The organism is Anaerotignum faecicola (genome assembly GCA_024460105.1).
Taxonomy (GTDB): domain Bacteria; phylum Bacillota; class Clostridia; order Lachnospirales; family Anaerotignaceae; genus JANFXS01.
In genome coordinates this window covers 535,534-549,027 of the sequence record JANFXS010000001.1, presented here as the reverse complement: position 1 = coordinate 549,027, position 13,494 = coordinate 535,534, and the positions used below count along the sequence as shown (strand labels likewise).

Genomic DNA, 13,494 nt, shown 5'->3' with positions numbered 1-13,494 from the left:
TTAAATTGTGATTTGAAATAAAATCCATAAAATATAAAAGATATTTAAAATAAAGTCACATGCGTTGGAGTGAGGGGATACTTATGGCGGTTGTAGAAGTTGTTAGTTATAATGGCAGCCCGGACGTGTTTGCATGGAAATATCCTAACAGCGAGTTGGGGACATGGACCCAATTAATTGTAAACGAATCGCAGGAGGCCATATTATTTAAAGGCGGGAAAGTATGCGACGTGTTTCAGGCCGGAAGGCATACTTTGAGCACAGAAAATATACCGATATTGAATAATTTAGTAAATTTACCATTTGGCGGAAGATCGCCGTTTACAGCGGAAGTATGGTTTATAAACAAGGCGTTTTCGCTTGACATAAAATGGGGTACGCCTTCGCCTATACAGGTGCAGGATCCAAAATATAAGATATTTGTCCCGGTGAGGGCTTTTGGCCAGTTTGGAATTCAAATAGAAGAACCGCAAAAGTTTCTTGTAAAGCTTGTTGGAAATGTCGCTCAGTTTGATAAGGGAAGTTTGTTAAGATATTTCAGGGGAGTATATTTGACGAAAACAAAAGACGCTGTTTCGTCATATTTAATACATAAAAATATAAGCGTTCTTGAAATCAACGCATATCTTGATGAAATTTCCGAATTTTTAAACGAACGGATTGCCCCAACGTTTAGAGAATATGGAATAAGGCTGACGTCGTTTTTTGTTAACGATATAAATGTTCCGGAAGATGACAATGGGGTTCGGAAGCTTAAACAAGCCTTGGCAAAAAGGGCCGAAATGGATATTGTCGGATACAATTATCAGCAGGAACGTTCTTTTGATACATTGGAAGGGGCGGCAACTAACCAGGGCTCTATGCATGGTGGATTAATGGGGGCCGGCATGGGGCTTGGAATGGGTTTTGGAATGGGCGGATCGCTTGGGAACCAGTTCAACAGCCTTATGCAGAGCATTAATATACGCGAAATGAAAATATGCCCCAACTGTAATTCAACTTTAGATAAAGAAGCTCGTTTTTGTAACAACTGCGGGCATGATACGTTAAAGAAAAATCAGAAGAAAAATAAAATCAAGTGCTCGTCATGCGGAGCCGAAATGGATGAAGGTTCTAAATTCTGCATGCAGTGCGGAAACAGATATAATTCTTGCGTTTACTGCAAGGCGGATATTCCCGATGGGGCGGCAGTATGCCCGGTGTGCGGAAAGAAAGTGCCGAAGGCTTGCCCGGGGTGTGGAAACATACTTCCAGAAAACAGCAAGTTTTGTCCGGCATGCGGGTATTCTGCCGTAAAGAAATGCCTTGCCTGTGGGAAGGAACTTGACGATAATACAAGATTTTGCCCTGAATGTGGAACACCAGTAAAATAGGCGGTGATTTAATGAATAAAAACAGTACAAAAACAGTTTTGCTGTGCGGCTTGGCAGCAATAATTGTTACTATAATATTTTATCTTTTGGCATTTAAAAATATTTTCACCCTGCCTATGAGGTGGCTGTCGTTATTATTCTTACTGCTTGTGGAAGCGTTGGTTACGCTAAAAGTCCTGAAGTTTAATAACAGCATACTTGGGGCGGCTAATGTGATTGCCGGCCTGATCCATTTGGGAATTGTATTGGCAGTATCGCTTGTTTTTGTAAATTTATTTCCTTTTTTAATTAAAGAATATGTGCTTTTAAATTTACTGTTAATAGGCGTGGTTGCGGCAGTGGATATATTGCTTTCGCATTTTGACAGTAAGGCCGATGAAAGCAACAGAAAATATTCAAAAACGGCTTCAGTGGTTGACGAATGTTTAAACAATGCACATGAACTTCTGTTGGAAAGCAGACTGGCTGAATATAAAGACGATATTGCAGACATTATTGAAATGCTTAAATATTCCAACAGGACGGCTCAATACGGCAATGAGGAACATATACTTATGAGTCTTGATGAAGTTCGTTATTTAATGGATTCTGAAGATAAAAGCGGCATAAAAGATAAATTAGACGAAATTAAAAATATGATTAAATTACGTTCTTTGCAGACAAAGAAGAGAGGAAAATTTTAATTTAAAGAAAGGAAAATTGACGTGAGGGAAGTTGGGAAGGTAAGCATATGGTATTCGTGGCCGGTAATTATTCTGTCGATATTTATATTTTGGCCGGTGAGTATTTTTTTAATTTCTAAAAGGGTGTCTGTCGACAGGAAAGCGGCTTTAATCGTAGGCAATATAATTGGCTTTGTAGGCGGCCTTTTTTATACGATAGGTATACTTATGGCTTTAGCATGTATCATGGTTGATAAGATGTCTTCAGCCGAAATAGTAATAATATTATTTTTCATTATAGCCGGATTTGTTCTGCGCCGATTGGCAAAGAAGCTTAGAAAAGACGCGGAAGAAATAAGGCAGTATTTGGTAATGATTGTGAACAATAATGTTAGGAATATGAATGATATTGCATCGGCGTTTGGAAAAACATATGAAGATGTAAAAAAAGATATTGAAAAAATGATTCAAAAGGAATATTTGAAAAATGCCTATATTGATGAAAGCGCAAAGAAAATTGTATTGGCTGGCGGCGGATGGGAAACAGACGGCGGCGAACAAACTCAGGGAACATCTGAAAATAATGGAAAAAGGTCTGTAACATGCCGCTGCTGCGGGGCAAATAACACAATTTCCGGGGAAAGAGGAGAATGTGAGTACTGCGGTTCGCCCTTGCCATAATATATTCCATATAGTTACAGTTAGGTTTATTTTAGAGAATTTAGGAGCAATTTTAAAAGATTAGCGCTGCCTGTGATGTTGCTGATGTTTTATGGCGGCAAATTAGAGAGGGCGGCTATGGAACAGTATGTGAAGATTTAAATTTTGCCGAAAAGCAAAGAAAACACAGCGGCAGAAGGTGAAATACAGGAAACGGTTTTTGAAGAGATTGCGGCAGACGGCAATTAAAATAAAACAATAATGAGCTGAACAGGTCTTCTTTTTCTGGTAATAAAACGATATGAAATTAATTTTCGGGATAGATAATGCATCAGAAGGCGAATTTATGTTGGCTCCGTTTTAATAGATACAGTCTTAACATGTAGAGGCAAATTCCTTTTGTATTATGGCATTCCAAATTTGTAAAAAATGTCATTGCGGCAGTCTGAGGAGCGGAAATGAAACTGCAAATCTATAATCTGTGCTGCTGTCCGGCGCATGAAATTTTCAATGATAATAAAAATTTTTAATCTATAAGTTAAGTTTTGGATGGTAAGGTATGAAAAAAAGTAAATTATTATTGATATCGGGAATTATCGGAACGCTTTATTTAGTGTATCTTATCGTTTATTTTGCAGGCGGGATAACGTCGGCTTCCGACGGGGCGGAAGTTGTCGGCGCCGGCCTTGCAACCGCAATAGTTATGCCTCACTTAATTTGCGTAGGCATAGCGGTTATATTTAACTGGCTGGGATGGGCAATAAAAGCCCGTTGGGCCGCATTAGTTGCCGGAATTATGTATGCGGTTTCGATTTTGTGCATGTTTGTGTATTTCATGTTTGTAATTGTCGAAATGATACTTTGTTTTGTTGCGTTCGCTAAAATGAAAAAGGAATAAGCTTGTGCGTTATGCTACGGCATATGGCTAAGCGTTGGTTGAAGTCGTATATTGACGTTGTTTCGGGCGTGTGCTTTTCAGCGGCGGCCTTGTTGTATGCATAATAAAATGTATGCGGGTTTAGGCGATGTTAACGATGCGATTAAAGCATATTAGCTAAAGAGGAATGGAACCGCGCTTTTATTGTTATAGCGTTGTATGAAAAGTACATTCGGCGTATATAAACTTGGTATACATTTGCATTTTATATAAGCTGTAATTTACCGATAGCAATATCGGAAACTATAAATCCTGAATATGTTTTAAACGCCGTCTGCCGTTTTAGGCGGGCGGTATTTTTTGATTTAAACCGCAAGCCGATATGTTTATATCATGTTTTATTTAAGACAGCATTATTAAATGTTTGAGCAGCTTCAGTTTACAAGAGAGCACAAGGTTTCAACAGCCGTCAGCGGCGCAATGGCTGTGTTAAGCCGCTTGCCTTATTCTTACGAAGTTAGTTTCAGTTTACAAGGGAATACACGCCACACAAGGAAAAATTTTCCGCATTTCTGTGTTGTATACGCTTGCCATAGGATCGGCTATGCCGGCGCATATCCGCCTTGAACTGCAAAAAATTTTTCCCTTGTGACGTCCGTTAAAACCGTGTGTGCCCTTGTAAACTGAAGCTAACGTCGATTAAAACTACGTAACATCACAATGGGAAAATTTTTGCGCTTCAAGTCGCAGCGGCTCCTATGACAAGCATATGCAGCCCCAAAATGCGTAAAATTTTTCTTTTTGCGGCGTGTGGGCTTTTGTAAACTGAAACTGATATAAGGATATAAAATAAAATGATAAAAATAATGAAATGTCCGCCTATGCGCATGCGGGAAATTCAAATATACATTTGTGAAATGATATGCGCTTTAAGCGACAAAAAGTTTATGCGGTTTCTGAATTTTCATTAATTAAATATTGAATGTTGCCTCGCTTATTTCCACATATGTTTTTTATAAATTTAATACAATAAAGTATTGTAACATTTGGTTAATGAAAATATGCCTTGCGGTATTGTATAAAAAGTAAGTATAAGCCGTAAACAATAGATGCAATCCGGGCCATATATACAGCATATATACAGAATTTGGTAAAGTTAGCATACTCGGTAAAAAAAGACTGATACAAAATACGATTAAATTATGCAGAAGAAAACAATATATGCACAAATAATGTTTAAGTTGGATTTGCGCGCTTTTAAAATAAATCGGGGACATGTAAATTATAAACTAAAAGTTCGGCTTAAATATATCTGAAAGGTAATGGGACAGGGGAATAAACGGCTGCCTGTTTAATTATATAAATATAATATTATAAATGTATTTTTATGGTATATTTTGATATTTTTTAGAACAAAATATATTCTTACCTTAATAATTTCTTAAAATTTTTTAATTACGGGAACATTTAATATAAAAATGTTGTATAATTAAACTGAAAGGCAGCTGAAAAATTGCTTGTTTTTTATCTTTGTTTGAAGCGCAAACGGTATGCAGGCGTCAGGCCGGTTTTAAGCCGAATATTGGCTTAAAACTGTATTGAGTGGATATTGAGGTTTGGAATATTTCGGTTTTTCTTCCGGAAGTTTGCCTGTAATTGCTTATAGTTCCTTTTTATCAGCATTGCCGTTTTATCAGTATATATTTTTTAATCGGCCGGCCGTTTTTTGGCAGACCGGATTTTCAGGAGGTAAGGTTATGAATAGAAAGAAGTTTTTGGCGGCGGCTTTAGCCGGGGCGGTATTTTTTGGAAACGTATATGTTTATGCCGCTAATTTTTCGGATATTAACAACGTGCCGTGGGAGGGGGCAAAAACATACATAAATTCTGTTGCTGATTTGGGCCTTATGGTGGGCGATTACGATTCCAAAAATAATCTTGTGTTCAGATCAAAGGACGGCGTTACATATTGCGAAACTATGCAGCTTGTATATTCCCTTGTACAAAAGACAGGGGGAACTTCTGTTTCAAGCGGCGTGCAGTCAAAATGGACAAGCGTGATGAACGGCTATAAAATACCTTCATGGGCTCAGCCGGCAGTTGCTTACGGCCTTGAAAACGGCATAATTACGATTTCGGATATACCGGGTTTTGTTTCAAAAGGTTCCGCCGCCGTAAATGCTTCAAGGCAGGACGTTGCCGTTATGTTTGGGCGGGCGCTCAAAAGCTACGGTTCCCTTAACAGCAATGCAAGCCTCTCGTTTAATGATAAATCTTCTATAAGTTCCGTAGCTGTGCCGTATGTAGATCTTCTTGTAAAACTCGGCGTAATTAACGGCGACTCCAACAATAATTTTAATCCCAGAAGCACTATAAACAGGGCTGAAATGGCCGTTATAATGTCTAAAAGCTACGACGTAATAAAAAAAGGGCCGCAGTCTGCCACAGGCTCGGTTGCAGGTAAGGTTACCGCTGTTGAACAGGCAGGCACAAATACGGTTTTAACCGTAAACGACGGAAACAAGGATTACAGCTTTACAGGGGCTGATACGGTTCCTGTTTTGGACGGCAGTACAAGGGTGCTTATTTCAACGGTGAAAGTCGGATATTCCGTTTCCGTAAGCTACAATGGCCAGAATATTACAAGCGTGCTTATAACGTCAAAAGGAAGCGGATCTTCAAATACGTCTTCATCAAAGACGGTTGAAGGCTCATACTATTCAATGGGTTCGGACTATATAAAAGTTACGGCTGACGGCGATACCAAGTCTTATGACTTTGTAAACAGGGAAAGTGATGAAGTGAGGTTTTATGTCGACTCTGATGAAACGTCATACAATAGGTTTAAGGAAGCCGCTGATAAAGGAAAGGCGGTAAAGCTTAATCTTAACAGCGACGGACAGGTAGTCAGGGCGTATCTTGAAGATGAAATTGTCGGCGATTTTGTAAGCGTTGCGTCGGATTATATTAAGATCAAAGTAAACGGAAGCACGGAAACATATTACTTTGAAGACAAGGACAAAGACAACTGCAAATTTTATATTGACGGGGATAAAACGACGTATTCAAAATTTGATTCAAAGGCAAAGTCCAGATATACGGTGAGACTTACTGTCGATGACGACGATTATGTTGAAAAAGCGGATCTTATAACAAAAGAAGAAGAATCCGACGACGTTGTCAAAGGCGAGTTTTCTTCAATCAATTCAAGGTATGTGCGTATTAAAAAGGATAACGGCAAAACGCAGGACTACTATTTTGAGGATGACGACAGCGACAATACGGACTTCTATTATGAGGACAGGAAACGCGATTACGATTATATAAGGAAAAATGCGGAGAAAGGCGAAAGCGTCAGGATTGAACTCAACGGCGACGACGAAGCCGTTAAAGTGTGGATTTCAAGCGATGGGGACGACGAAGACGGCACGGTAAGAGGCGAATATGTCAGCATGACAAAAAGATACATCAAAATCGAAAAGAGCAGCGGGAGTACGGCTGAATACGATTTTGAAGACGAAGACAGCGACAATGTGACGTTTTATTATGAAGACAAGCGCAAGGACTATGATTATATAAAAGAGCGCGTTGAAAGGGGCGACAGCGTAAAACTTGAGTTTGAAAGCGGAGAAGTAATCAAAGTATGGGTTGAGTCAGACGATGATGACGATGACGACGACGATGATGACGGCGATGACAGCGGGGAACTCAAGAGCATATCTGAACGAAGAGTCAAAATCGGCAACAAAACATATGATTTTGAAGGCGAGGCAGACGATATAAGGATAAGGGTTAAGGACGGCAATGAGGATGAGATAACCGATTATGACGAATTGAGGGAGATAGTCCACGACGACGGAAAAATTGTTTACGCCGACATAACCTTAAACAAAAGCGACGAAGTCACAAGGCTTGACGGCTATGTTAAAACAGCCGAAGGCGAACTGACGGATCTTAAATCTTCAAGCATAAAGGTTGAGTTTTCAAGCGGAAGTAAAGTTACATACGATTATGACAGCGACGACGTTGATTTCAAAGTAAGCGGAAGTTTCAACAACAGTTACAGCGGCCTTAAAAATGCCTTGGAATCCAGCGATATCGACTATGTTACGGTAACTATTACGTTTGATAAAAATGGTGAAATAACAAGAATTAAGGCGGAACCTGAAGAAAAGTAATTTCAGCCGACGTTTTATTATTGTTTTAAACAGCCGCGTTGTTTTGCGGCTGTTTTTTATTTATTTAAGACGTGGACTGTGTGTCCTTGCAAAATTAAGCTTTGCGTACAATTTCACAAGGGTTGAAAAAAGCTGAAATTTAAGTTATTATGTTATATATATGCATTTGGTATTTTGGGAGGAAACTATATGGTAAACACATACCGTATACTTCTCGTTGACGACGAAGAAGAAGTCCGTACAAGCATTATACAGAAAATAGACTGGGTTAAAACAGGTTTTACCGTTGTCGGCGACGCTGAAAACGGAGAGGACGCGCTGGAAAAAATAGAACAGATGGAACCTGACGTTGTGCTTACCGATATACGTATGCCTTATATGGACGGACTTCAGCTTGCCGAAAGGCTCAGGCGTGATAAGCCTTCCGTCAAGGTGGTAATCTTTTCGGGGTTCGACGACTTTGAATATGCTAAGAAAGCTATTAAGCTTAATATAATCGAATATATACTGAAGCCCGTAAACGCGGAAGAGCTTACGGGCATACTCAAAAAAATAAAGCTCCAGCTTGACGGGGAAATCGCAAGGATTAAGGACGTTAACGCCCTTAATGAAAGTTATGAAAAAAGCCTTCCCGTTTTACGGGAGAATTTTTTAAATTCACTTTTAAGGGGCGGCATAAAAGAAAACCAAATCGAAAGCCTGATTAGAGAGTATAGGCTTGACATAGGAAAATCCGGGCTTTGGGCGGCGGTAAAAATTAATATTGATTCATTTATGGAAAATAACTTTGACACGGAAGCGGAAAGCCTTATAACAATATCGGTTAAGCGGCTTTTTGATTCCCACTTGAAAAATTTCTGCAATTTTATAAGCTTCCACAGCTATGCGGGGCTTGTGGCTCTTGTCGGCGTTAATCATGAAAGCGAATTCCAGGGCGTTATGAACCGGCTAAGCCAAGTATGCCGTGAGAGCAGGAGGATACTTAATCAAAAAATAACAATAGGAGTGGGAAGTTATGTAAACTCGCTTGCGGCGCTTAATTTAAGCTTCGGCGACGCTTCCGAAGCCGTAGGGTACGGTATTGCCGACGGAGGAGGCGACGCTATATTTATAAACGACGTTCATCCCGTTAAAAATACGCCTATCTATATAGACGGCAAAATGGAAAGCGACCTTGTAAACGCCGTTAAATTCGGCGGTGAAAAAACGATCGCCGAATGTGCGGAAAAAATAGCCGATAATATGAAAGGCGCGGCGATGGCACGCAACAGCGCCCAGGCGTATATTATAAGCGTATTCAGCATTATATTGCAGATAATACAGCGCTATGAGCTGGATCATGAGGAAATATTCGGCGTAAAAGCCGATTACTATGATATACTTACGAATATAAGGGATTTTTCTGCCCTTAAAAAATGGCTGCTTAACGTCTGTCTGAAAATAAGCCGGAGCCTTAACACGGAAAGGCAGGATACAACGCAGAACATGATATTAAACGCCAAAAGATATATAAAAGAAAATTATGCAAACCCCGAACTGTCGCTGGAAACCATATGCGGCTATCTGCATATAAGCCCTACATATTTTTCAACTGTGTTTAAAAGGGAAGTCGGCGAAAGCTACACTTCATACCTGACAGGCATACGTTTGGAAAAGGCGGCGGAGCTTTTAAGCACAACCGACGAAAAAACTTATGTAATTGCGAAACAGACAGGCTATGAAGAACCGAATTATTTCGGATATGTATTCAAAAAAAAGTACGGCGTTTCACCTAACAAATACAGGGGAAAGTGAGTTTTTATGCGTAGTTTGTATGAAAGCCTTAAAAAAAGATGCGCGGGCTATCGGGAAAATATAGGCTTAAGCCAGGTTATATGGCTTTCATTCACATTAACGGCCCTTGCCGCGGTTATTTTGGCAGGGCTTTCTTTTTACGGCCGCTTTTCGGCTCAGGCGCAGCAGACTATACGCGAGGAGAACCAGTCGCTTTTGGAGCAGGTTTCGTCAAATTGCAGTTCGTATCTTCGAGGCGTTATGAAAGTTTCCGATACGATATATTACAGCGTCATCAAAAAAACTGATTTTTCAAAGGAATCAATAGGAACCTCACTCCAGCTTCTTTACGAAACAAATAAAGACAACATCGAAAGCATTGCGGTTTTAACCGTCGGAGGGGAGCTTTTGGACGCGGCGCCGGCGGCAACCCTTAAAAGGGACATTGACATTAAAAATGAACAGTGGTATAAAGCCGCAATTTTGGGAAGGGAAAATATGCATTTTTCAAGCCCGGAGGTTTCCCATATATTTGCCGGCGGTTCAACGGATTATACATGGGTCATACCTTTAAGCCGCGCTGTTGAAATAACCAGAGGAAACGCCGCGCAGACGGGGATACTTGTTATAAACATGCGTTACAGCGGCCTTTCTGACATTTTAAGCGGCGTGCTTTTGGGGGACGACGCGTATATTTATCTTATAGACAGCAAAGGAGAAATATTGTATCATCCGCTTCAGCAGCTTATTTCAAGCGGACAGGCGGCCGAAAACAATAAGGCGGCCGCGTCATACCGCGACGGGAATTATTCGGAAGTTTTTATGGGGCAGAAAAGGGACATAACCGTTAAAACAATAGGATATACCGGCTGGAAGCTTATAGGCGTAACGCCGCAGAACACCGTGGAGCTTAGCGCTGTCAAAAGCAACCTTTTTGTAGCTTTTATGGCTCTTTTTCTCCTGACTGCCCTCATACTTATAAACTCATATATATCGGGGAAGGTAGCCGCGCCGATAAAAGAGCTTGAAGAATCCGTAAAGGGGTTTGAATACGGCGACTGGGATGCGCCCATTAAAGCGGAAGGGTTTTATGAAGTGCGGCGGCTAGGCAATTCAATCGGCAATATGGCCGGACACATAAAGATACTTATGGCCGATATTGTGGCGGAGCATGAAGCAAAACGCAAAAGTGAGCTTACGGCGCTTCAAAACCAGATCAATCCTCATTTCCTTTATAACACCCTCGATATAATCGTATGGATGATTGAAAATGAGAAAAAGGCCGAGGCTGTAAGGGCGGTTACGGCGTTAGCCCGGTTTTTCAGGATAAGCCTGAGCCGCGGCAAAAACATAATACCCGTGAAAGATGAAATTGAACATGTAAAGAACTACCTTATGATACAGGATATGCGATTTAAAAACAGGTTTACATACGGTTTTGAGGCTGATGAGGACGTTGAAACCCTAGGCACTAATAAGCTTATACTTCAGCCTGTCGTTGAAAACGCCATATATCATGCGATGGAATTTATGGACGGCGACGGAAGGATACAGATTAAGGCATGGGAAGAAAACGGCGTTCTTACGTTTATGGTTGAAGATAACGGATGCGGAATGACAAAAGAAGTATGCGGCGCGCTTTTAAAAGGCGAAACTGTGCCTTCAAAAAAAGGTTCCGGTATGGGCGTAAGGAACGTACAGGAAAGGATACGCCTGCTTTTCGGCCCGGATTATGGGCTTGATATAGAAAGCGAGCCGGATGAGGGCACAAAGGTATTTATACGGCTTCCGGCCGTGCCATACGAAAAAATGAAGGAAATGGAGGCGGAAGGACATGAATAAAAAGGCTTTGGCATGGCTTTCTGTGTCCGCCGTTCTCCTTGTCGCGCTTTTCCTTGCGTCTTCAACCGACGTTATCATAAAGGAAAAGAAAATACCTGTGTATAACGTATCAGTTCTTATTGACAACGAGGATGGAAGCGGTTTTGAAAATTTCAGGATAGGCATGGATGAAGCCGCGCTGAGATATAATGTAGACATAAATTTTGTAACGCTTTACAGCGACAGCAGGCCGTATATGCAGACGGAACTGCTCTTGAGGGAAGCGGAGGCAGGCGCGCAGGGGTTTATAATTTCGGCGGAGAACGGGAATATACTTGAGGAAATGCTTGAGAAAGCCCCGGCGGGCATACCGATTTTTGTGGTCGGCAGTCCCGTAGATTCGCCGAGGATATACGGCGGGCTGTGCCCGGACTATGAAGGCATGGCGAAAAGCATAACAGAAAGGCTTATCAAAGAAAACGGCACAGACGGGCATGTTACTGTGGTTACGGCGGAAAAAAATAAAACTGGCGGAGAAAAAATGTGCCGTGTTATGCTTGATGTTTGCCGGGAAAACGACGTTGAAGCCTCCAGGGTCAGCCTAGGCGGCGCGGACGAAGCGCAGACGCTTTTAAACGGACTTTCTGCCCAGGGAGGAAATATTGTGATAACGCCTGAAATAAAAACGCTCGAAGCTTTGGCGGCGGCAAATGAGAAACTGGAAAAGCCGCTGCCGGTATACGGCGTCGGCTTCAGCGGGGTTTTAAGGCGGCATGTTGAAAGCGGGCATGTAAACGCCACGGCCGTTTATGATTCATACAGCGCGGGATATATCGCCGTGGAGGATATTATTTCGCTTATATCCGGAAAAGGCAGTTTCGGCGAATTTCAGGCGGGATACATAATCGCCGACAAAAACAATATGTATACAAAAGAAAATGAAACGATACTTTTTCCTATATATTAAAGGGGCTGATAGTTTTGGGGGGTTTAAAAAGCAGGCATATATTTTCCGCCGCTGCCGTTGCGGCGGCTGTTTTGATAATTTTTTGCGCCGTAAATATTCAGGAAAGAAAAAAAGAGGAAAATAAGGGTATAAAAATCGGCGTTTCTGTTTATAAAAGTAATGACGCGTTCGTTGCCGAAATCGTAAAATATATGGAAGAAAGCGCAAGGGAGTACGAGCAGGAAACGGGTGTAAAAATAAATCTCGACGTTTCTGCGGCAAAAAGCAGTCAGCGCACGCAAAATGAGCAGATTAAAAGATATATTTCCCTGGGCTACGATGTAATATGCGTTAATATAGTTGACAGGACAGACGCTTCTTCAATTATAGACAGCGCAACGGCCGAGGGCATACCGATTGTTTTTTTCAACAGGGAGCCGGTTTATGAAGATATACTGCGCGGGGAGAACATTTACTATGTGGGAACAGATGCGAAATCCACGGCTCTGCTTCAGGCTCAGATGCTTATTGACATATACGACGCCGACCCTTTAAGCCTTGATAAAAACGGCGACGGAAAGCTTCAGTATGTTATGCTTGAAGGCGAAACGGGGCATCAAGACGCTATCATAAGGACGGACTGGTCGGTGCAGACGGTTGCAAACCACGGCATTACTATGGAAAAGCTTACCGGAGGGGCGGCGGATTGGGATAAAAATCAGGCGGCGGCGCTGATGGAGCAGTGGATTGGGACGTATGGGAAAAGCATAGAAGTTGTGCTATGCAATAATGATGAAATGGCCCTTGGCGCCGTCAATGCCCTTGAGGCTGCGGGAATGGAGGAAACTGCCGTTTTTGGGATTGACGCAACTGAGGAAGGAGCCGAAGCGGTTAAAGACGGAAGGCTTTTGGGAACCGTAAACTGCAACGCTTCTTATCAGGGTGAGAGCATATTCGGCCTTGCAGTATCTTTAGGCAGGTACGGCAGGCCGCCGGAAGATTTGCCGATTACCGACGGACGTTATATTCGTTCGCCAATAGAGATTGTAAAGCAGTAAAAAAACTGTATATAATGTATAAAAATACGACAAAAAATGTATTAATTTAAACAATGTGTTCAAATAAAACGAATAATTTTAATACTTGACTTAAAAATATTATATGTTTTTTTATAAATACACTGGTATAATATTTATATAGTGAA

Annotated in this window: 9 protein-coding genes; all 9 read left to right on the top strand. The window is 41.3% G+C overall.

Annotated elements, in window-relative coordinates; translation table 11 throughout:
- Window positions 1–83: 83 nt before the first annotated feature.
- The 9 genes from NE664_02355 (at window position 84) to NE664_02315 (ending at window position 13,348) form a co-directional block, all read left to right on the top strand.
- Complete coding sequence (locus NE664_02355) at window positions 84–1,373, top strand: SPFH domain-containing protein (protein MCQ4725505.1); 1,290 nt, start codon at window positions 84–86, stop codon at window positions 1,371–1,373.
- Between the two features lie 11 nt (window positions 1,374–1,384).
- Window positions 1,385–2,056, top strand: coding sequence for a hypothetical protein (locus NE664_02350; GenBank protein MCQ4725504.1), 672 nt, complete (start codon window positions 1,385–1,387; stop codon window positions 2,054–2,056).
- Window positions 2,057–2,152: 96 nt separating this feature from the next.
- Complete coding sequence (locus NE664_02345) at window positions 2,153–2,716, top strand: hypothetical protein (protein MCQ4725503.1); 564 nt, start codon at window positions 2,153–2,155, stop codon at window positions 2,714–2,716.
- A 538-nt stretch (window positions 2,717–3,254) separates the two neighbouring features.
- Entirely contained in the window at window positions 3,255–3,593 is a 339-nt protein-coding gene (locus NE664_02340; GenBank protein MCQ4725502.1) for a hypothetical protein, read from the top strand.
- A 1,736-nt stretch (window positions 3,594–5,329) separates the two neighbouring features.
- On the top strand, window positions 5,330–7,750 hold the full coding sequence (locus tag NE664_02335; protein MCQ4725501.1) for an S-layer homology domain-containing protein: 2,421 nt from the start codon (window positions 5,330–5,332) through the stop codon (window positions 7,748–7,750).
- A 189-nt stretch (window positions 7,751–7,939) separates the two neighbouring features.
- Window positions 7,940–9,544 carry a response regulator gene (locus tag NE664_02330; GenBank protein MCQ4725500.1) on the top strand — a complete coding sequence of 535 codons (1,605 nt, stop codon included), beginning with the start codon at window positions 7,940–7,942 and terminating at the stop codon, window positions 9,542–9,544.
- Between the two features lie 6 nt (window positions 9,545–9,550).
- Complete coding sequence (locus NE664_02325) at window positions 9,551–11,365, top strand: sensor histidine kinase (GenBank protein MCQ4725499.1); 1,815 nt, start codon at window positions 9,551–9,553, stop codon at window positions 11,363–11,365.
- Window positions 11,358–12,311 carry a substrate-binding domain-containing protein gene (locus NE664_02320; GenBank protein ID MCQ4725498.1) on the top strand — a complete coding sequence of 318 codons (954 nt, stop codon included), beginning with the start codon at window positions 11,358–11,360 and terminating at the stop codon, window positions 12,309–12,311. Before NE664_02325 ends, NE664_02320 begins: the two co-directional genes overlap by 8 nt.
- A gap of 14 nt (window positions 12,312–12,325) precedes the next feature.
- On the top strand, window positions 12,326–13,348 hold the full coding sequence (locus NE664_02315) for a galactose ABC transporter substrate-binding protein (GenBank protein MCQ4725497.1): 1,023 nt from the start codon (window positions 12,326–12,328) through the stop codon (window positions 13,346–13,348).
- The last annotated feature ends 146 nt before the right edge of the window (window positions 13,349–13,494 follow it).